This is a genomic window from Kineococcus sp. GCM10028916, from assembly GCF_042674865.1.
Taxonomy (GTDB): domain Bacteria; phylum Actinomycetota; class Actinomycetes; order Actinomycetales; family Kineococcaceae; genus Kineococcus.
On the sequence record NZ_JBHTFM010000001.1, the window covers coordinates 180,808 to 200,186 of the forward strand.

A 19,379-nucleotide genomic window follows, 5' to 3' on the forward strand; every position below is an offset into this window, starting at 1 on the left:
ACGCTGTGACCCCGCGCCTGACCGTTCTGGCCGGCCCCACGGCCGTCGGGAAGGGCACCGTCTCCGCCGACCTCCGCACGCGCTACCCCGAGGTCTGGATCTCGGTGTCGGCGACGACCAGGGCCCAGCGCCCCGGTGAGGTCGACGGGGTGCACTACCACTTCGTCTCCGAGGACGTCTTCGACGGCTACGTGCGCGACGGCGAGCTGCTGGAGTGGGCCCGCGTCCACGGCCGCCACCGCTACGGCACGCCGCGTCGTCCCGTCGCCGACGTGCTGGCCTCCGGTCGACCGGCGCTGCTGGAGATCGACCTCGCGGGTGCGCGTCAGGTCCGGGAGTCGATCCCCGTCACCGGCCTGAACGCCCAGTTCGTCTTCCTCGCCCCGCCCAGCTGGGACGAACTCGTCCGCCGCCTGGTCGGTCGCGGGACGGAGTCGGAGGAGGAGCGCGAGCGCCGCCTGGCCACCGCGAAGGTCGAACTGGCGGCCGAACCGGAGTTCGACGTGACCATCTACAACGACGACGTGCGCCGGGCGACCGACGAGCTCGTAGGATGCATGGGTCTACCGGTCCACCCTGCGTGATGGACCGGACGCTTTCGAACCGAGGAGAACCATCGTGGCTGGAACCGTCGCAGCGCCCGAGGGCATCACCAACCCGCCCATCGACGACCTGCTGACGGCCGCCGACTCCAAGTACGCCCTGGTCATCTACGCCGCCAAGCGCGCGCGTCAGATCAACGCGTACTACTCCCAGCTGGGCGAGGGCCTGCTGGAGTACGTCGGTCCGCTCGTCGAGACCCACGTGCAGGAGAAGGCGCTGTCCGTCGCCATGCGTGAGATCAACGAGGGTCTGCTGACGTCGGAGCCGATCGAGCAGCAGTGAGCACCACCCGTGGTCCCGGGAACGGCCCGCGCGTCGTCCTCGGGGTCGCGGGAGGCATCGCCGCGTACAAGGCGGCGCTGCTGCTGCGCGAGCTGACCGAGTCCGGGCACGACGTGACCGTCGTGCCCACCGCGGCCTCCGAGCACTTCGTCGGGCGCGCGACGTGGGAGGCGTTGTCCGGGAAGCCGGTCGCCACCGACGTCTGGAGCCGCGCCGACGAGGTCCCCCACGTCCGGCTGGGCCGGCACGCGGACCTCGTGGTCGTCGCCCCCGCGACCGCCGACCTGCTGGGTCGGGCGGCGCACGGCCTCGCCGACGACCTGCTGACCAACGTGCTGCTGACGGCGACCTGCCCGGTGCTGCTGGCCCCGGCGATGCACACCGAGATGTGGCTCAACCCGGCCGTCCAGGCCAACGTCGCACTGCTGCGCTCGCGCGGGATCACCGTGCTGGAGCCGGCCTCCGGGCGACTCACCGGTGCCGACACCGGCCCCGGGCGCATGCCCGAACCCGCCGACATCGCCGCGGCCTGCCGTCGCCTGCTGGCCTCCGGACCGCGGTCCTACGACCTCGCGGGGCGACGGGTCGTCGTCTCCGCGGGCGGGACCCGCGAACCGCTGGACCCGGTGCGCTTCCTCGGCAACCGCTCCTCGGGGCGCCAGGGGGTCGCGCTCGCCGCGGCCGCCGCCGCGCGGGGCGCGGTCGTGACCCTCGTCGCCGCGCACGTCGAGGTCCTGGACCCCTCCGGCGTCGAGGTCGTCCACGTCGCGACCGCCGCCGAGCTGGGGGAGACCGTCCGGGCCCTGGCCGCCTCCGCCGACGTCGTCGTGATGGCCGCGGCCGTCGCCGACTTCCGCCCCGCGACCCGCGCCGGCAACAAGATCAAGAAGTCCGAGGACCCGGCCCGCGACCCGGTCGTGGTGCTCGAACGCACCGACGACGTCCTCGCCGGGCTGGTCCGCGCGCGCGCCGGTACCGCCCCCGTGATCGTCGGGTTCGCCGCCGAGACGGGGGACGAGACCGGCACCGTCCTCGAGCACGGCCGGGCGAAGCTGGCCCGCAAGGGCTGCGACCTGCTGGTGCTGAACGAGGTGGGGGAGGCGAAGGGCTTCGCGACCCCCACGAACGCCGTCACGATCCTCGGCGCCGACGGCTCCGAGCGCGAGGTGGCCGAGGCGAGCAAGGACGTCGTGGCCGACGCGGTGTGGGACGCCGTGGTGCCTATGCTGACGTCCGCCGTCACACTGACGACGTGAAGGACCCGTTTGGAGACTGGAGCCCCGTGACGACCCCGCTTCGCCTGTTCACGTCCGAGTCGGTCACCGAGGGCCACCCGGACAAGATCTGCGACCAGATCTCCGACGGGATCCTCGACGCGCTGCTGGCCCAGGACCCCAGGAGCCGGGTCGCGGTGGAGACGATGGTCACGACCGGCCTCGTGCACGTGGCCGGCGAGGTCACCACCGAGGCCTACGCCGACATCCCCACGATCGTGCGCCGGACGTTGCTGGACATCGGCTACGACTCCTCGGCGAAGGGTTTCGACGGGCGCACCTGCGGCGTCGAGGTCTCGATCGGCTCGCAGTCCCCGGACATCGCCCAGGGCGTCGACTCGGCGTGGGAGAACCGCCAGGACGGCGGCGGGGGAGACCCCCTCGACCTGCAGGGCGCCGGTGACCAGGGCCTGATGTTCGGCTACGCCTGCGACGAGACCCCCGAGCTCATGCCGCTGCCGATCCACCTGGCCCACCAGCTCTCCCAGCGGCTCTCGCAGGTGCGCAAGAAGGGGGAGATCCCCTACCTGCGTCCCGACGGCAAGACTCAGGTGACGGTCGGCTACGACGGCGACAAGGCCGTCCGCCTCGACACCGTCGTGCTCTCCACCCAGCACGAGCCGGACGTGGACCTGATCAAGACGCTGACCCCGGACGTGCGCCGCTTCGTCATCGAACCCGTGCTGGAGGGTCTCGACCTCGACACCTCCGACATCCGCCTGCTGGTGAACCCGACGGGCCGCTTCGAGATCGGCGGCCCGATGGGCGACGCCGGCCTCACCGGCCGCAAGATCATCGTCGACACCTACGGGGGCATGTCCCGCCACGGCGGCGGCGCGTTCTCCGGCAAGGACCCCTCGAAGGTCGACCGCTCCGCCGCGTACGCCATGCGCTGGGTCGCGAAGAACGTCGTCGCGGCCGGTCTCGCGACCCGCTGCGAGGTCCAGGTCGCCTACGCCATCGGCAAGGCGCAGCCCGTCGGGCTCTACGTGGAGACGTTCGGCACCGAGAAGGTCGCCCGCGCCCGCATCGAGTCCGCCATCCGCGACGTGTTCGACCTGCGTCCCGCCGCCATCGTGCGCGACCTGCAGCTCCTGCAGCCGATCTACGCCCAGACGGCCGCCTACGGCCACTTCGGCCGGGAACTGCCCGGGTTCACCTGGGAGCGCACCGACCGGGTCGAGCAGCTGCTCGCCGCGACGGGTGCCTGACCCTCACCCGACCGTGTCCGCTGACCACGACGCTCAGCCCGCGCTCGACGGGCTGAGCGTCCCCGCGGTCGCTCCGGCGAAGAAGAAGCCGGCCGCGAGGAAGAAGACCCTCGAGGGGGTCGCGGAGACCGACCCGGTCGCCCGGGTGCTGGTGAGTTCGCAACTGCCGCACCTGGACCGGCCCTTCGACTACCTCGTGCCCGCGTCGATGGAGAACACCGCCGAACCGGGACGCCTGGTCCGCGTCCCGTTCGCGGGCACCGACGCCGAGGGGTACGTCCTGGAACGGCTCGCCGCGAGCGAGCACCCGGGCCGCCTCGCCCGGCTGCGGCGCGTGGTCTCGGGCGTGCCGGTCCTCACCCCCTCCACGCTGGAACTGTGCCGACGCGTCGCCGCGGAGTACGCGGGGACGCTGTCCGACGTGGTCCGCCTCGCCGTCCCCGGCCGGCACGCCGCCGCCGAGGAGTCGGTGCTGAGCGCCGACCCCGTCGTGCACGAACCCGTCGTGCTGGGGGAGGACCTGCACGGGTGGGAACGCCACAGTGCCGGACCCGCCTTCCTCGCCCACGTCCGCGACGGCGGGTCACCGCGGGCCGTCGCCACCTTCGCGCCGGGGACGGACCCGTTCGCGGCGCTCGCGGTCGCCGCGCGCGCGACGCTGGCCTCGGGGCGGACGGCGCTGCTCGTCGTGCCCGACCACCGCGACCTCGACCGGTTGTCGCAGGCCCTGGAGCGCATCGTCCCCGAGGGACACGTCCGCCTCGAGGCCGACGCCGGGCCGTCGCCGCGCTACCGGGCCTTCCTGCAGGCCCTCACCGGCCGCACGCGGATCGTCGCGGGCACCCGGGCCGCGGTGTTCGCCCCGCTGCCCAACCTGGGGCTCATCGCGGTCCTCGACGACGGCGACGACTCCCACGCCGACCAGCGCGCCCCTTACCCCCACGTCCGCGAGGTCGCGGTGCTGCGGGCGGAGCAGACCGGCGCCGCCGCGCTGTTCGCCGGCCGGACCCGCACCGCCGAGACGCAGCTGCTGCTGGAGTCCGGCTGGGCGCGTCCCGTCCTCGCCTCCCGCGACACCGTCCGCTCCTCCTCGCCGCGCATCTCCGTCGCCGGGACCAGCGGCTTCGACGCCCAGGACCCGCTGGCGGCGGCGGCGCGACTGCCCTCCGACGGGTGGCGGGTGCTGCGCGACGCCGTGCGGCGCGGGCCGGTGCTCGTCCAGGTGCCGCGGACCGGCTACGTCCCGACGCTGGCCTGCCAGACGTGTCGCGACCCGGCCCGGTGCACGTCCTGCCACGGCCCGCTCGCCGTCACCGACGCGGGGGAGCGCGCCTCGTGCCGCTGGTGCGGCCGGCCGGCGACGGACTGGGTGTGCCCGAACTGCGGCGACGGCCGCTTTCGGGCCGTGGTCACCGGGGCCCGTCGCACCGCCGAGGAGCTCGGGCGGGCCTTCCCGGGCGTCGACGTCCGCACCTCGGGCGGCTCGCAGGTCCTGGACACCGTGCCGGACAAGCCGTCGCTGGTGATCTCCACGCCGGGCGCCGAACCGGTCGTGGCGAGCGGGTACGCCGCGGCCCTGCTGCTGGACGGGTGGGCCCTGCTGGCCCGCCCGGACCTGCGCGCGCAGGAGGAGGCGTTCCGGCGCTGGACGAGCGCCGCGTCCCTGGTCCGTCCCGCCGCCGAGGGTGGGGCCGTCGTGGTCGTCGCCGACCCCCAGGCCGCGGCGGTGCAGGCCCTCGTGCGCTGGGACCCGGCGGGCTTCGCCGAACGGGAGCTGGCCCAGCGCCGCGAGCTCGACCTGCCCCCGGCGGCGCGCTTCGCCGGTCTCATCGGGGTCGCCGCCGACGTCGAGGACTTCGTCGGGGCGCTACCCGAGCTGCCCGGGGTGCGGGTGCTCGGACCCCTGCCCGTGCCGGACCGGCCCGGTCACGCCCCGATGGTCCGCAGCGTCGTGCGCGTGCCGCGGACGGAGTCGGCCGCGCTGTCGGCCGCGGTGAAGAACGTCACCGCCGGTCGCAGCGTCCGCAAGCTGCCCCTGGTGCGGGTGCGTGTGGACCCCCTCCAGATCGGCTGACCGCGCGCCATCGCCGTGACGGGTGAAGGATCGCGCCCGTGGACTTCCGACACCTCGGCCGCTCCGGCCTGAAGATCAGCGAGATCACCTACGGCAACTGGCTCACCCACGGGTCCCAGGTCGAGAACGAGGCGGCGATCGCGTGCGTGCACGCCGCCCTCGACGCGGGGATCACCACCTTCGACACCGCCGACGTCTACGCCAACACCGTCGCCGAGACCGTCCTCGGGCAGGCGCTGAAGGGGCAGCGACGGGAATCCCTGGAGATCCTCACCAAGGTCTTCGGCCCCATCGGCCCCAAGCAGCACAACGACACCGGCCTCTCCCGCAAGCACGTGATGGAGGCCTGCGAAGGGTCGCTGCGCCGCCTCGGGACCGATCACATCGACCTCTACCAGGCGCACCGCTACGACTACGCGACGCCGCTGGAGGAGACGATGCAGGCCTTCGCCGACCTCGTGCGGCAGGGGAAGGTCCTCTACGTCGGGGTCAGCGAGTGGACCGCCGAGCAGCTGCGCGCCGGCGTCGAACTGGCCGGGAAGCTCGGCTTCCAGCTCATCTCCAACCAGCCGCAGTACTCGATGCTGTGGCGGGTCATCGAGGAGGAGGTCGTCCCGACCTCGAAGGAACTCGGTGTGTCGCAGGTGGTCTGGTCGCCCATCGCGCAGGGTGTGCTGACCGGCAAGTACGTCCCGGGCGGCAAGCTGCCCGAGGGCTCGCGCGCCACCGACACCAAGGGCGGCGCGGACATGATCAAGCGCTTCATGCGCGACGACGTCCTCTCCCGGGTGCAGGAGCTCAAGCCGATCGCGGCGGAACTCGACCTCTCGATGGCGCAGCTCGCCGTGGCGTGGGTCCTGCAGAACGAGAACGTGGCGACCGCGATCATCGGGGCCTCGCGTCCGGAGCAGGTCGCCGACAACGCCGGGGCAGCCGGGAAGACGATCCCGGCCGAGGTGCTGGCCCGCATCGACGCCGTCCTCGGTGACGTCGTCGAACGCGACCCGGCCAAGACCCACGAGTCCTCGCCCAAGCAGCGCGAGGTCTGATCCCCGCGCCCGGGCTCAGGACTCCTGGTGGGGCCGCGGGACCGGGGTGAACGCGCGGGTGTCCCAGGAGGACCACGAGGTCTGCGGGGTCCGGGCGACGGGGCGGGTGGAGGCCAGGCGCAGGTCGGCCTCCACCCGTGCCGCGCGGGCGCGCGGGCGCACCACGGCGAGGTCGACGAAGGCGCCGACCACGGCCACGAGCATGAGGATCCACCCCACCGTCGCCACGTCGACGACGTCGAGGTCGACGTGCACGGCGAAGGCGAGGATCGCGCCGATCGTGAGCAGGCAGCAACTGTTTCCGGTTCGCACGACCCCACCCTCCGCGGTCGCGGCAGGGAAACCCGCCCCGGCTCACCCGCCCGCCGCAGGAGGGTCCCTCCGTGGGCGGCAGTGGCAGCACGCAGAGCCACCGGTCGCGACGGGGCGTCGCTGCGCGTCGTCGTCGACGGTCACCACCGGCCCGTAGACTCGACGCCGCACCCAGCCGTTCCACTTCCAGGGAGCCTCGTGGCGATCCAGCCCATCCGACTCTTCGGGGACCCCGTCCTCCGCCAGCGCGCGGAGGAGGTCACCACCTTCGACAAGGAGCTGCGGCAGCTCGTCAAGGACCTCGAGGAGACGATGCTCGCCGCCCCCGGGGCGGGGCTCGCGGCCCCGCAGCTCGGGGTGTCGCTGCGCGTGTTCACCTACAACGCCGACGACGAGATCGGGCACCTCATCAACCCCGTCCTCGACCTCTCCGAGGAGTGCCAGGAGGGTGACGAGGGCTGCCTCTCGTTTCCCGGCATCGTCGCCGACACCCGGCGCTCCCTGCACGTGGTGGCCAAGGGCTTCGACATGCACGGTGAACCGGTCACGATCTCCGGCTCGGAGTTCAAGGCGCGGGCCATCCAGCACGAGACCGACCACCTCGACGGCATCCTCTTCATCGACCGCCTCGACAAACCGCAGCGCAAGCTGGCGTTGAAGGCCGTGCGCGAGGCCGAGTGGCTGGGTCTGGAGACGCCGCAGATCAAGGTCTCCCCGCACGACACCTTCGGTCAGGCGAGGTAGTGCGCCTCGTCGTCGCCGGAACCCCCGACGTCGCCGTCCCCGCCCTCGACGCCCTGCTCGCCAGCCGGCACGAGGTCGTCGCCGTCCTCACCCGTCCCGACGCGGCCGCCGGTCGCGGCCGTCGCCCCGCCGCCTCGCCCGTGGCGCTGCGGGCCCGCGAGGTCGGACTCCCGCTCCTGCAACCGGTGAAGCCGCGCGGTGAGGAGTTCCTGGCCCAGCTGCGCGAGCTGGCGCCGGACGCCTGCCCCGTCGTCGCCTACGGGGCCCTGGTGCCGCGCGCGGCGCTGGACGTCCCGCGCTTCGGCTGGCTGAACCTGCACTTCTCGCTGCTGCCCGCCTGGCGCGGAGCGGCACCCGTGCAGCGCGCGGTGATGAACGGTGACGACGTCAGCGGCGCCTGCGTCTTCCAGCTCGAGGAGGGGCTGGACACCGGTCCGGTCTACGCCTCGTTCGCGGATCCCGTCGGCCCGACCGACACGTCGGGGGACCTGCTGTCCCGGTTCGCGGTGCGCGGGGCCGCGTTGCTGGTCGACGTGCTCGACGCGGTCGAGGACGGCACCGCCCACGCCGTCCCGCAGCCGTCCGAGGGGATCTCGCTGGCGCCCAAGATCAGCGTCGAGGAGGCCCGGATCGACTGGACGGCGAACGCCGTCGAGATCGATCGCCGGGTCCGCGGCTGCACCCCCGAACCGGGCGCGTGGACGACGTTCCGCGGCGAACGCGTCAAGGTCGGCCCGCTCGTCCCGGGCCCCGAGGACGTGCCCGCGGGACGCATCGTGGTGGAGAGGAAACGGGTCCTGGTGGGTTCTGCCCAGGGCTCCGTGGCGCTGGGCACCGTCCAGCCCGCGGGCAAGAAGGCGATGAACGCGACCGACTGGGCGCGTGGGATCCGGCCGGAGCCGGAAGAGGAGTTCTCGTGACCGGACCGAAACTGGGAACAGGTCAGCAGCGGACCCCGCGCACCGGGGTCAAGCAGGACCGCTTCACCCGCGTCGACGAGTCGCGCAAGGTCGCCTACGAGGTGCTGCGCGCGGTGTCCGGGGACGACGCCTACGCCAACCTCGTGCTGCCGAAGCTGCTGCGCGCCAGGAAGTTGAACGGCCGCGACGCCGCGTTCGCGACGGAACTCGCCTACGGCGTCCTGCGCGGTCAGGGCACCTACGACGCGCTGCTCGCCACGCTCGTCGACCGCCCCTTCGCCGAACTCGACGCCGGCGTCCTGGACATCCTGCGGATGGGCCTGCACCAGCTGCTGGCCATGCGGGTCCCCGACCACGCCGCCGTCGCGACCTCCGTCGCGCTCGCGCGCAACGTGGTCGGCGGCGGGCCGTCCGGCCTGATCAACGCCGTGCTGCGCAGCGCCGCCGGCCGCGACCTCGACGCCTGGATCGCGGAGGTCGCGAGCACCGGCCACGAGGACGACGACCTCGCGCTGCGCTACTCCCACCCGCAGTGGATCGTGCGCAGCCTGCGCGAGGCGTTGAAGGCGCACGGGCACGAGGCGGGCGAGCTGGAGGACCTGCTCACCGCCGACAACACCCCCGCCCAGGTCGCCGTCGCCGCCCTGCCGGGGTTGTCCGAACCCGAGGACCTCGTGGGGAAGGCGTCCTTCCTCGAGGTCGTCCCCGGCCGCTGGGCGCCGACGGCGGTCCAGCTCGTCCACGGCGACCCGGGCAAGCTGCCCTCGGTGCGCGGTGGACGGGCCCGGGTGCAGGACGAGGGGTCGCAGATCGTCGCCCTGGTGCTCGCCGCCGCGGACGTCGAGGGTCGCGACGAGCGCTGGCTCGACCTGTGCGCCGGACCGGGCGGCAAGGCGGCCCTGCTGGCCGCGACGGCCGCCGGGCGGGGAGCCTCGCTGACCGCCGTCGAGCTCGCCCCGCACCGCGCCGACCTGGTGCGCCAGGCCCTCACCGCGATCCCCGGCGAGGTCGAGGTCCGGGTCGGTGACGGGCGCACCGTCGGGGCCGAGGAACCGGCGAGCTACGACCGGGTGCTCGTCGACGCGCCCTGCACGGGCCTCGGGGCCCTGCGCCGCCGCCCGGAGGCCCGCTGGCGCCGGACGCCCGCGGACCTCGGCGAGCTCGGTCCGCTGCAGCGCGAGCTGCTCGCCTCGGCGCTGGACGCGGTCCGTCCCGGTGGGGTCGTCGCCTACGCGACGTGCTCGCCGGTGCTGAGCGAGACCCGGCTCGTCGTCGACGACGCGGTGAAGGCCGCGAAGAAGCGCGGGGTCCTCGTCGAGCGTCTCGACACCCCCGCGGTGCTCGAGCGGGTCGTGCCCGGGATGCCCTCCGCCGCAGCGGGTCAGGCCGTGCAGCTGTGGCCGCACACGCACGGGACGGACGCCATGCACGTCGCTCTGCTGCGCCGCGTGGGCTGATCCCACCCGACGGGAGGCGGGGTCGGTGCGCCCGGGCGGAGGGGGCGTGGGAGGTTTCGGGGGTGAACTCCGCCGAGAAGGCCGCACGACTGCGGCAGCTGCACGCCGACCCCGAACTCCTCGTCCTGGTCAACGTCTGGGACGCGGTCTCCGCCACCGTCGTCGCGGGTGAACCGCAGACGAAGGCGCTGGCCACCGCCGGCCACTCCATCGCCGCCACCTTCGGCTACGGCGACGGCGAGCAGATTCCGCTCGACCTCGCGCTCTCGCTCGTCGAGCGCATCGTCGTCGCCGCCGGTGACCTGCCCGTCTCCGCCGACCTCGACGGCGGGTACGGCAACGCGGGGGAGACCGTCCGCAAGGCCATCGGCGTGGGCGTCGTCGGCGCCAACGTCGAGGACCAGCTGCGACCGCTGGCCGACTCCGTCGCCAACGTCGAGGCCATCGTCGCCGCCGGTGAGGCCGAGGGCGTCCCGTTCGTCCTCAACGCCCGCACCGACGCGTTCGCCAAGGGCGGCGACCGACCCGCCGACGTCGTCCTGGCCGACGCGATCGAACGCGGCCAGGCCTACCTCGCCGCCGGGGCCACCACCGTCTTCGTGCCCGGCATGCTCGACGAGGAGACCGTGACGCGGCTCGTGGGCGCCTTCGGTCCGCAGAAGCTGTCGGTCATCGGTTTCCCGAGCCTGCCGGACCAGGCCCGCCTCGCGGAGCTGGGCGTCGCGCGCATCACCTACGGTCCGCTGACCCAGCGGGTCGCGCTGACCGCCCTGCAGGACGCGGCCCGCGGGATCTACGCCGGTGGGGGCATCCCCGAGGGCACCCGACCGCTGAACTAGTGACATTTGCCCCGGATCGCCCGGAGCGGTCACACCTGTGAGCGTCGGTGGGTGAGGATGCGTTCCGTGACCTGGATCGAAGACCTCGCCCACCGCGCCGACGCCGTGCTGCCGGACTACGTGTCGGAGTACTACCACTCCTACGCCGGCGACGGTTCCTGCGGACGCGAGGGGATCGCTGACTGGAACGCGCTGCGGTTGCGGCCCAGCGTGCTGCGCGACGCGTCAATCCAGAGCACCGCCACCCAGGTCCTCGGGACACCGGTCTCGGCCCCGATCCTGGTGGCCCCGATGGCCCAGCAGGTCGGGGCCCGCCCCGAGGGTGAGGTGCTGACCGCCCAGGGGGCGGCCAAGGCCGGGACTCTGCTCGGGGTCTCCACCAACACCGGCGCGACGTTCTCCGACATCGCCGCCCAGGGCGCGCCCTGGTGGTACCAGGTCTACGTCGCGCGCAACCGCGAGGCGACGCGCCTGCTCGTCCAGCGCGCCGCCGCGGCCGACGCCAAGGCCCTCATCCTCACCGTCGACACCACCCCGATCGGCCGCGAGATCCCCGCGATCGACCCGCGCAACTGGCCCGCCGGCCCGCGCAAGAACCGCACGGCGAACCTCACCGCCGATGAGCTCGACCGGTTCGGCGCCGACACCGACATGGCCCTCGACCTGACCCCCGACACCATCGGCTGGCTCGCCGAGACCTCGGGCCTGCCGGTGCTCTGCAAGGGCGTGCTGACCGCCCGCGACGCGCGCCGCTGCGTCGACGCCGGGGCCGACGGGATCATCGTCTCCACCCACGGTGGTCGCCGCCTCGGCAACTCCGTCACCTCCGCCTACGCGCTGCCCGAGATCCTCGCCGAGGTGGGCTCCGAGGTCGAGGTGCACGTCGACTCCGGCATCCGCGGCGGAGCCCAGGCCGCGGCCGCGATCGCCCTGGGCGCCAAGGCCGTCCACATCGGCCGCCCGGTCATGTGGGGCCTGGCCGCCGACGGGGCCGACGGGGTCGCCGCGGTGCTCGCGACCTACCAGGCGGAGTTCGTCACCACCCTGCGTCAGATGGGGATCGGCTCCGTCCACGACCTCGCGCCGCGCGACGTCGTCGTCCGCCGCTGACGCGGGGGGATCGTTGCCTCCCCGGTCCCGCTGGACGACACCGGGGAGGCAACGATCCCGAGCGCGGCGGCTACCCTCGGCGGGTGTCGAGCACCGTGCAGATCAACCCCAGCATCCTGTCCGCGGACTTCGCCAACCTCGAGGCGGAACTGCAGCGGATCTCCACCGCCGACGCGGCCCACGTCGACGTCATGGACGGCCACTTCGTGCCCAACCTGACGCTCGGGCTGCCCATCGTCGAAGCGCTGCAACGGGTCTCGCCGATCCCGCTGGACTGCCACCTGATGATCGAGGCCCCGGACCGCTGGGCGCCGGCCTACGCCGAGGCCGGTGCGGCGGGGGTCACCTTCCACGCCGAGGCCGCGATCGCCCCGGTGAAGCTGGCCCGCGAGATCCGCGCGGCGGGCGGTCGCGCGGGGATCGCGCTGCGGCCCTCGACGCCGATCGAGCCCTTCGTCGACCTCCTCGGCGAGTTCGACATGATCCTCGTCATGACCGTCGAACCGGGGTTCGGCGGGCAGAGCTTCCTCGACGTCACCCTGCCGAAGGTCCGCCGCGCACGGGCCGCGATCGGTGACCTCGACGTCCGGCTGCAGGTCGACGGGGGGGTCTCCGCGGACACGATCGAGCGGGCCGCCGACGCCGGCGCCGACGTCTTCGTCGCCGGGTCCGCGGTCTACGGGGCGCAGGACGCGGCCGCCGCGATCGGGACGCTCAGGAACCTCGCCGCCGGGGCCTGCAGGCACTGACCGGGTCCGCGTGGCACACTGCCGCCAGCAGTACCAACAGCTAGACCGCACGACACGCGTGCTCCGGGGTCGGTGGAAGTCCGAGCCGGCGGTGACAGTCCGCGAGCCCCTGCTTCGGCAGGTGGTTGATCCGGTGGAACTCCGGGGCCGACGGTGAGAGTCCGGATGGGAGGCAGCGCGCGGTGTCGTCGGTGCGAGCCGTCGTCGCCGTCCTCTGCTGACGCGCGTGCCGGTCCCTCCGACGACGCCCGAGTCGACGGTCAGCTGCGGTGCACCCCTCCGGGGCTGCTCCGTCGCCGACCCGTCGTCGCCCCCTGTGTGCACCCCTCCGGGGTCCGTTCGTCGGACCGTCCGAGAGGCAGGAACCGGTGGTGGCACCAGCAGCAGAACTCGCCGCGATGCGACGCGCCCTCGAGCTCGCCGCACGCGGACCCACGCACGGGCCCAACCCCCGCGTCGGGTGCGTCATCCTCGCCCCCGACGGCACGACCCTGGCCGAGGGGTACCACCACGGTGCGGGCTCTCCGCACGCCGAAGTCGTCGCCCTGCAGGCCCTCAGCACCTCCGCCGTGGGGGCGATCGCCGTCGTCACGCTGGAACCGTGCAACCACACCGGTCGCACCGGGCCGTGCAGCCGGGCCCTGCTCGCCGCCGGGATCACCCGCGTCGTCGTCGCGACCCCCGACCCCAACCCGCACGCCGCCGGCGGCATCGCCGAACTCGCCGCGCACGGCGTCGACGTCGAGGTCGGCCTGCTGGGGGAGGAGTCCCGGGCCCTCAACGAACGCTGGGCCACCGCCGTCGGCCGCGGCGGACCGTGGGTGACGTGGAAGTGGGCCTCGACCCTCGACGGGCGCTCCGCTGCCGCCGACGGGACCAGCCGCTGGATCACCTCCGCCCCGGCCCGGGCCGACGTGCACCGGCTGCGGGCCGAGCACGACGCCGTCCTGATCGGGACCGGGACCGCGCTCGCCGATGACCCCTCGCTCACCGTGCGGCGCGACGGCGTCGTCCGCGGACCGCAACCGCTGCGGGTCGTCGCGGGACTGCGCGACCTGCCGCCCGGAGCGCGACTCCTCGACGGGGACGCGGACCTGCTGCACGTCCGCACCCGCGACCCCCACGTCGTCCTCGCCGAACTCGCCGCCCGCGAGGTCCGGACCGTCCTGCTCGAGGGCGGCCCGGCGCTCGCGGCCGCGTTCCTCGTGGCCGGTCTCGTCGACGAGGTCGTCTGCTACCTCGCCCCCGCCCTGCTCGGCGCCGGTCCCGCCGCCGTCGGCGACCTCGGGATCCGGGGGATGCCCGACATCGCCCGCCTGCGGACCACCTCCGTCGACCTGGTCGGCGACGACGTCCGCATCGTCGCCCGGCCGCTCGGCCGTGACGTTCCACCGCAGTTCCAGCCCAGCCAGACCAGCCACGAGTTGCAGGAGGCCTTCGGTGTTCACCGGGATCGTTGAGGAGATCGGCGAGGTCGTCGCCGTGGAGTTCGGCGCGGAGTCGGCGAGGCTGACCGTGCGCGGTCCGCTGGTCGTGTCCGACGCCGTGCACGGGGCGTCGATCGCGGTGGACGGGGTGTGCCTGACCGTGGTCGACCAGCCCGAACCGGGGACGTTCACCGTCGACGTGATGCAGGAGTCGTTGGTGCGCAGCTCGTTGCACGACGTCGCCGCGGGGCGGCGGGTGAACCTGGAACGGGCGATGGCCGCCCACGGCCGTCTCGGCGGGCACATCGTCCAGGGCCACGTCGACGGCACCGGCACCATCGCCGTGCGGACGCCGGGGGAGGCGTGGGAGGTCGTGCGGGTCGCGATCCCGGCCGACCTCGCCCGCTACGTCGTGGAGAAGGGTTCCATCACCCTCGACGGGACCTCCCTGACCGTCTCCGGGGTGAGCCCCGTCGAGGAGCGGGAACCGTGGCTGGAGGTCTCGCTGATCCCCACGACGCTGGACCTCACGACCCTGGGTCGCAAACCGGTCGGCGCCACCGTCAACCTCGAGGTGGACGTGCTCGCGAAGTACGTCGAGCGCCTCAACGCCTTCGACCGCGCTGCGCAGGTGTCCGCGTGAACGCCCCGACGGTGGGTCTCGACCAGACCATCGCCGCGGCCCTCGACGCGCTGCGCGCGGGGAGACCCGTCCTGGTGAGCGACGCCGCCGACCGCGAGAACGAGGGCGACGCGATCCTCGCGGCGGAGCTCGCCACCCCCGAGTGGGTCGGCTGGACCGTGCGGCACACCTCCGGGATGCTCTGCGCGCCCATGCCCGCGGAGCGCGCCGACGCCCTCGGGCTGCCGCGGATGGTCGAGCGCAACGAGGACTCCTACCGCACCGACTACACCGTCAGCTGCGACGCGGCGGCCGGCGTCACGACCGGCATCTCCGCCGCCGACCGGGCCCGCACCGCGCGCGTCCTCGCCGACCCGTCGTCGGTCCCCTCGGACCTGATCCGACCCGGGCACGTCTTCCCGCTGCGGGCCCGTCCCGGCGGGGTGCGGGAACGGCCCGGACACACCGAGGCCGCCGTCGACCTCTGCCGGCTCGCGGGGCTCGCGCCGGTCGCGCTCATCTCGGAGCTCGTCGAAGACGACGGATCGATGTCACGCTGGGACCAGATCGTCGCTCTGGGTGAGGAGTACGACCTGCCCGTGCTGACGATCGCCGATCTGCGGGCTCACCTGACCGCAGCTGCACCCGAGGGAGAGCACAGATGAGCGGGGACGGAAGTCCGGAGATCACCGTCGACGGGAGCGGGCTGCGGATCGCGGTCGTCGCGGCCCGGTGGCACACCGAGACCATGGACGGCCTCGTCGCCGGTGCGCGCCGCGCGCTGGAGACGTCGGGCGTCACCGACGTCACCGAGGTGCGGGTGCCCGGCGCGTTCGAGCTGCCCGTCGCCGCCTCCCGCCTCGCCCGGGCGGGTTACGACGCCGTCGTCTGCCTCGGCGTCGTCATCCGCGGTGGCACCCCCCACTTCGAGTACGTCTGCGACGCGGCGACCTCGGGGCTGACCCAGGTCGCGGTGACCACCGGCGTCCCGATCGGCTTCGGGGTGCTGACCGTCGACACCGAGGCCCAGGCGCTGCACCGGGCCGGCCTGCGCGGCTCGCGGGAGGACAAGGGCGCCGAAGCCGTCCTCGCCGCCCTGGAGACCGTCGTCGCCCTGCGCGACGTCGCGCCCCTCCCGAAGGGCTGACCCCGCCGGGTGGGATCGCAGGGTGGGATCGTTGCCTCCCCGAGGTCGCTGGGGGTCCTCGGGGAGGCAACGATCCCACCCGGCCGGCTCCACCAGGGGGTGGCGGGAGACGGGGGCGCCACCACCTAGACTCCGTGCACGTGAAGACCTTCGACGCCCTGTTCGCCGAGCTGAGCGACAAGGCGCTGACCCGACCCGCTGGGTCGGGGACGGTGCTGGAACTGGACGCCGGGGTCCATGCCATCGGCAAGAAGGTCGTCGAGGAGGCGGCCGAGGTGTGGATGGCTGCGGAGCACGAGTCCGGGGAACGGACGGCCGAGGAGATCTCGCAGCTGCTGTACCACCTGCAGGTGCTGATGATCTCCCGCGGACTGACCCTCGACGACGTCTACGCCCACCTCTGAGGAACTCACCATGCTGCGCATCGCCGTCCCCAACAAGGGTTCTCTCGCCGAGGCCGCCAGCGCCATGCTGCGCGAGGCCGGCTACAACCAGCGCCGCGAGGCGAAGGAACTCATCCTCGACGACCCGGACAACTCCGCGCAGTTCGTCTTCCTGCGCCCGCGCGACATCGCGCTCTACGTCGGCTCGGGGACCCTCGACGTCGGCATCACCGGTCGTGACCTGCTGCTGGACTCCCACGCTCCGGCGTCGGAGATCCTGCCGCTGGAGTTCGCCCGCAGCACCTTCCGCTTCGCCGGCCGTCCCGGGGTCGCCGAGGGTGTGACCGACCTGCAGGGCCGCCGCATCGCGACCAGCTACTCCGGCCTGCTGGGCAAGCACCTCGCCGAGCACGGCGTGACCGCCGACATCGTGCACCTCGACGGGGCCGTGGAGACGGCCGTCGCCCTCGGCATCGCCGACGTGATCGCCGACGTCGTCGAGACCGGGACCACGTTGCGCGCCGCCGGGCTCGAGATCTTCGGTGAGCCGATCATGTCCTCGGAGGCGACCCTCGTCCGCCGGGCCGACGCCCCGCTCGACCCGGCCGTCGAGGTCCTGGTGCGTCGGCTGCGCGGGGTCCTCGTCGCCCGCCAGTACGTGATGGTCGACTACGACTGCCCGAAGTCGATCGTCGAGGAGGCCTGCGCGATCACCCCGGGCCTGGAGTCCCCGACGGTGTCGCCGATGGCGAACCCGGACTGGGTCGCGGTGCGCGCCATGGTGAAGAAGGCGGCGACCAACCAGGTCATGGACGACCTCTACGACCTCGGTGCGCGGGCGATCCTGGTGACCAGCATCCACGCCTGCCGGTTGTGACGCCCCCCGTGCCGGGTGCGGTCCCGGAGTCCCCGTTCCGCCCGCGCCGGGCGCGGGTCGTCGGACTGGTCTTCGCCCTGGGCATCGTCGTCGTGATGGTCGGGATGTCGATCCTGCTCACGTTCTCGCCGCAGTCCGGGTGGACCGGCCAGGACACCGTCTCGGCCGTCGTCTTCGCCGTGCTGCTCGCCGGCGTCCTCGTCCGCCTCGTCGCGGTCCGCGCCCGGGTGACCGCCGACGGCCTCGAGGTCCGCAACGTCGTCTTCACCCGGCAGGTGGCCTGGGGCGCGGTCGTCGCCGTCCGCTTCGGCGGGGCCGAGCCGTGGCTCACCCTCGACCTCGACGACGGCGAGAACCTCGCGGTCATGGCCGTCCAGCGCGCCGACGGCGAGTTCGCCCAGACCGAGGCGCGGCGCCTGGCCCGCCTCGTCGAGGCGCACGCCCCGCGCCCCGACGTCGACTAGCGCCAGGCCGGTTCCCCGCCCGCCGTGGTGTCGGACGTGAAGACGACGTCGGCACGGAACGGCTCGTGCGAGAACAGCTCCGCCTCCTGAGCGGCCCACGCGTCCCAGTGCGCCTCGAACGTCGCCCCGTCCCGGGTCAGGGCCCGGTCGCGTCGGACGTCGGGGTCGGCCTCCAGGCGGACCAGCAGGTCCACGGGCCGGGCGCAGCCCGACCCGACCCCCTCGACCACGACGGTCCCCGCCCGGGGGAGCACGACCTCGCGGGTGTAGGCCGCTGCGGCCCAGTCCCACACCGGGTGGCTCGTCGACGCGCCGGAACGCAGACCGTCGAGGACCCGGCCCAGCAGCCGCACCGACGCCGCGAGACCGGACCACCCCGGGTAGAGGTCGTCCATGTGCACCACGACCGCCCCCACGCGGGCCGCGAGGACGTCGGCGAGGTCGGTCTTGCCCGATCCGGACCGGCCGTCGACCGCCACCACCACCGGACCGGCGGGTGGGACCGGCGTCGCCGCCAGCAGGGTGACCAGTTCGTCGACGACGTCGGTGGTCGAGCGGGCGGTCAGAACCACGTGGGGCACCAGGGGGCCTCGGGCGTCGCGAAGAGCGTCTGCAGGGCGAACGCGTCCGCGGTCGAGCAGTCGAGGCGTCCCGCGCGGTGCAACGCCACCGCCGAGGTCCCGCCGAGCACGAGCGAGGACAGCTCGCCGACCCCCAGCACGACGTCGGGCGTCGCGTCGGTGGTGGTGATCTCGGCGCAGACCCACCCGTCGGCGCCGCAGCGCTGCGGGGCGACGTGCAGGGAGACGGTCGCGTCGGCCAGCCCCAACGGGTCCACCACCTTCAGCACCAGCGTCCCGCAGCCCAGGTAGCGCCGTGCGGCCAGCGCACCCGGGACGTCGAGGACGCGCAGCCACGCGAAGTCGTCCACCGGCCCGGTCTGCACCGCACGGGGATCGAGGAGCAGGTGCGGCAGCAGTTCGTCCACGGGCCGGTCCTTGGCCCGGGTGGTGCGCACCAGGTCGATCGAGGTCACGAACTCCCAGAGCGCGCGGTACGCGGCGGGCGTCGTCGCCGTCAGGTCCAGGACCGTCGTCGTGCCGGTGACGACACGCCCCACCGACTCGTCGCGCAGCTCGTAGACGACGTAGCCGTCGGCGGTCCCGCGCTCGTCGCGGTGCAGCACCGCGTGACCGTGGGTCCCGATCCAGCGCCCCGCACCCCGGCGGTTCGCGGCCTCCCAGAAGGCGGCGTCGCGGTGCAGGCCACCCGGGCGGGACCGCCGCGCCGCGTCGTGGACCAGGGCCGCCTCGTCGAGCGCTCCGGTGACGAACTCCAGCGACCCGCTCGCCGCCGGCGCGTCGTCGCGGAACCGCACCCGGGTGTTGTCGATCGCCAGGCTGGTCGCCCGGGTCGCGGCCCCGAACCCGAACCGGCCGTAGATCGGGGCCTCCGCCGCGATGAGCGTCGCGAAGGCGTGCCCGGCGAGCCGGGCGCGCTCGAGGTCCGCCCTCAGCATCCGCGTCAGCAGCCCCCGCCGGCGGTGGGTCGCGAGGACGGTCGCCGTGGAGACCGCGTCGACGTTCACCGGACCGGCGCCCGGCATCGTCAGCTCGGAGTCGAAGGTCCGCAGCGTCGCGACCACCCGCTCGCCGTCGCGGACCGCGGTGAGGCGGTGCGCGGCGATGGCCTTCGACCGCTCGTCGAGGTCGGCCTCGGTGGGGGCGGCCTCGAGGAAGGCCGCCCGGCTGGAGGTGTACCAGGCGCGCAGGGCGTCCCGGTCGCCCGGGTCGACCGAGCTCAGCGGAAGGGTCTCCTTGAGCACGCTCATGCCC

The 19,379-nt window shown here is 73.9% G+C and carries 21 protein-coding genes, 1 pseudogene and 1 riboswitch; of the genes and pseudogenes, 19 read left to right on the forward strand and 3 right to left on the reverse strand.

Annotation, left to right across the window (positions count from 1 at the left end; all coding sequences use genetic code 11):
- Positions 1-5: 5 nt before the first annotated feature.
- From gmk to ACFQ46_RS00940, 6 genes are read left to right on the forward strand one after another with little or no spacing between them, the layout of a single operon-like run.
- Positions 6-584 carry a guanylate kinase gene (gmk, locus tag ACFQ46_RS00915; RefSeq protein WP_380256286.1) on the forward strand — a complete coding sequence of 193 codons (579 nt, stop codon included), beginning with the start codon at positions 6-8 and terminating at the stop codon, positions 582-584.
- Positions 585-618: 34 nt separating this feature from the next.
- A complete protein-coding gene (rpoZ, locus tag ACFQ46_RS00920) occupies positions 619-885 on the forward strand; it encodes a DNA-directed RNA polymerase subunit omega (RefSeq protein ID WP_328295920.1) in 267 nt (88 codons plus the stop codon).
- On the forward strand, positions 882-2,141 hold the full coding sequence (gene coaBC / locus ACFQ46_RS00925) for a bifunctional phosphopantothenoylcysteine decarboxylase/phosphopantothenate--cysteine ligase CoaBC (protein WP_380256288.1): 1,260 nt from the start codon (positions 882-884) through the stop codon (positions 2,139-2,141). The genes rpoZ and coaBC overlap by 4 nt, the downstream gene beginning before the upstream one ends.
- Positions 2,142-2,167: 26 nt before the next feature.
- Positions 2,168-3,370, forward strand: a complete 1,203-nt coding sequence (gene metK, locus ACFQ46_RS00930; protein WP_380256290.1) for a methionine adenosyltransferase — start codon at positions 2,168-2,170, stop codon at positions 3,368-3,370.
- A gap of 13 nt (positions 3,371-3,383) precedes the next feature.
- Positions 3,384-5,444: a primosomal protein N' gene (locus tag ACFQ46_RS00935; RefSeq protein ID WP_380256292.1), complete on the forward strand. Its 2,061-nt coding sequence runs from the start codon at positions 3,384-3,386 to the stop codon at positions 5,442-5,444.
- Positions 5,445-5,482: 38 nt separating this feature from the next.
- Positions 5,483-6,493 (forward strand): aldo/keto reductase family protein, encoded by a 1,011-nt coding sequence (locus ACFQ46_RS00940; RefSeq protein WP_380256294.1) that lies wholly within the window; start codon positions 5,483-5,485, stop codon positions 6,491-6,493.
- Positions 6,494-6,508: 15 nt separating this feature from the next.
- On the opposite strand, the gene ACFQ46_RS00945 is transcribed toward ACFQ46_RS00940, so the two are convergent.
- Entirely contained in the window at positions 6,509-6,805 is a 297-nt protein-coding gene (locus ACFQ46_RS00945; RefSeq protein WP_380256296.1) for a DUF6458 family protein, read from the reverse strand.
- A 198-nt stretch (positions 6,806-7,003) separates the two neighbouring features.
- On the opposite strand from ACFQ46_RS00945, the gene def reads away from it, so the two are divergent.
- The 13 genes and pseudogenes from def to ACFQ46_RS01010 all read left to right on the forward strand — a co-directional run bounded on the left by def (position 7,004) and on the right by ACFQ46_RS01010 (position 17,544).
- Complete coding sequence (def, locus tag ACFQ46_RS00950) at positions 7,004-7,549, forward strand: peptide deformylase (RefSeq protein WP_328295926.1); 546 nt, start codon at positions 7,004-7,006, stop codon at positions 7,547-7,549.
- Positions 7,549-8,469 (forward strand): methionyl-tRNA formyltransferase, encoded by a 921-nt coding sequence (gene fmt / locus ACFQ46_RS00955; RefSeq protein ID WP_380256298.1) that lies wholly within the window; start codon positions 7,549-7,551, stop codon positions 8,467-8,469. Before def ends, fmt begins: the two co-directional genes overlap by 1 nt.
- Positions 8,466-9,926, forward strand: a complete 1,461-nt coding sequence (locus tag ACFQ46_RS00960; protein WP_380256300.1) for an RsmB/NOP family class I SAM-dependent RNA methyltransferase — start codon at positions 8,466-8,468, stop codon at positions 9,924-9,926. The genes fmt and ACFQ46_RS00960 overlap by 4 nt, the downstream gene beginning before the upstream one ends.
- Before the next feature lie 62 nt (positions 9,927-9,988).
- The gene (locus ACFQ46_RS00965; protein WP_380256302.1) at positions 9,989-10,765 is read left to right on the forward strand and encodes an isocitrate lyase/phosphoenolpyruvate mutase family protein; all 777 of its coding nucleotides are present in this window, start codon (positions 9,989-9,991) and stop codon (positions 10,763-10,765) included.
- 66 nt (positions 10,766-10,831) lie between these two features.
- Positions 10,832-11,875: an alpha-hydroxy acid oxidase gene (locus ACFQ46_RS00970; RefSeq protein ID WP_380256304.1), complete on the forward strand. Its 1,044-nt coding sequence runs from the start codon at positions 10,832-10,834 to the stop codon at positions 11,873-11,875.
- 83 nt (positions 11,876-11,958) lie between these two features.
- Entirely contained in the window at positions 11,959-12,624 is a 666-nt protein-coding gene (gene rpe, locus ACFQ46_RS00975; protein ID WP_328295931.1) for a ribulose-phosphate 3-epimerase, read from the forward strand.
- A gap of 54 nt (positions 12,625-12,678) precedes the next feature.
- Positions 12,679-12,807: riboswitch (FMN riboswitch) on the forward strand.
- A gap of 188 nt (positions 12,808-12,995) precedes the next feature.
- Positions 12,996-14,084 (forward strand): bifunctional diaminohydroxyphosphoribosylaminopyrimidine deaminase/5-amino-6-(5-phosphoribosylamino)uracil reductase RibD, encoded by a 1,089-nt coding sequence (gene ribD, locus ACFQ46_RS00980; protein ID WP_380256306.1) that lies wholly within the window; start codon positions 12,996-12,998, stop codon positions 14,082-14,084.
- Positions 14,065-14,694, forward strand: a complete 630-nt coding sequence (locus ACFQ46_RS00985; RefSeq protein ID WP_380256308.1) for a riboflavin synthase — start codon at positions 14,065-14,067, stop codon at positions 14,692-14,694. Before ribD ends, ACFQ46_RS00985 begins: the two co-directional genes overlap by 20 nt.
- A 29-nt stretch (positions 14,695-14,723) precedes the next feature.
- A pseudogene (gene ribB, locus ACFQ46_RS00990) lies at positions 14,724-15,302 on the forward strand (3,4-dihydroxy-2-butanone-4-phosphate synthase); the annotation flags it as partial.
- Between the two features lie 32 nt (positions 15,303-15,334).
- Positions 15,335-15,820, forward strand: a complete 486-nt coding sequence (gene ribH / locus ACFQ46_RS00995) for a 6,7-dimethyl-8-ribityllumazine synthase (protein WP_328295935.1) — start codon at positions 15,335-15,337, stop codon at positions 15,818-15,820.
- A 140-nt stretch (positions 15,821-15,960) separates the two neighbouring features.
- Complete coding sequence (locus ACFQ46_RS01000; RefSeq protein WP_380156636.1) at positions 15,961-16,224, forward strand: phosphoribosyl-ATP diphosphatase; 264 nt, start codon at positions 15,961-15,963, stop codon at positions 16,222-16,224.
- A gap of 10 nt (positions 16,225-16,234) precedes the next feature.
- Positions 16,235-17,080, forward strand: a complete 846-nt coding sequence (gene hisG, locus ACFQ46_RS01005; RefSeq protein ID WP_380156634.1) for an ATP phosphoribosyltransferase — start codon at positions 16,235-16,237, stop codon at positions 17,078-17,080.
- Positions 17,077-17,544, forward strand: a complete 468-nt coding sequence (locus ACFQ46_RS01010; protein ID WP_380256310.1) for a PH domain-containing protein — start codon at positions 17,077-17,079, stop codon at positions 17,542-17,544. Before hisG ends, ACFQ46_RS01010 begins: the two co-directional genes overlap by 4 nt.
- Here ACFQ46_RS01010 and ACFQ46_RS01015 read toward each other — a convergent pair.
- Both ACFQ46_RS01015 and ACFQ46_RS01020 read right to left on the reverse strand, forming a co-directional pair.
- Positions 17,541-18,116, reverse strand: coding sequence for a dephospho-CoA kinase (locus ACFQ46_RS01015; RefSeq protein WP_380256312.1), 576 nt, complete (start codon positions 18,114-18,116; stop codon positions 17,541-17,543). The genes ACFQ46_RS01010 and ACFQ46_RS01015 overlap by 4 nt on opposite strands.
- Positions 18,107-19,375, reverse strand: a complete 1,269-nt coding sequence (locus ACFQ46_RS01020) for a GNAT family N-acetyltransferase (RefSeq protein WP_380256314.1) — start codon at positions 19,373-19,375, stop codon at positions 18,107-18,109. The genes ACFQ46_RS01015 and ACFQ46_RS01020 overlap by 10 nt, the downstream gene beginning before the upstream one ends.
- Positions 19,376-19,379 lie beyond the last annotated feature (4 nt).

Excerpts from the sequence above, each read along its gene's own strand:
- ribH (WP_328295935.1), top strand. The coding sequence starts at position 15,335 with ATGAGCGGGGACGGAAGTCCGGAGATCACCGTCGACGGGAGCGGGCTG.
- ACFQ46_RS01020 (WP_380256314.1), bottom strand. The coding sequence starts at position 19,375 with ATGAGCGTGCTCAAGGAGACCCTTCCGCTGAGCTCGGTCGACCCGGGC.
- hisG (WP_380156634.1), top strand. The coding sequence starts at position 16,235 with ATGCTGCGCATCGCCGTCCCCAACAAGGGTTCTCTCGCCGAGGCCGCC.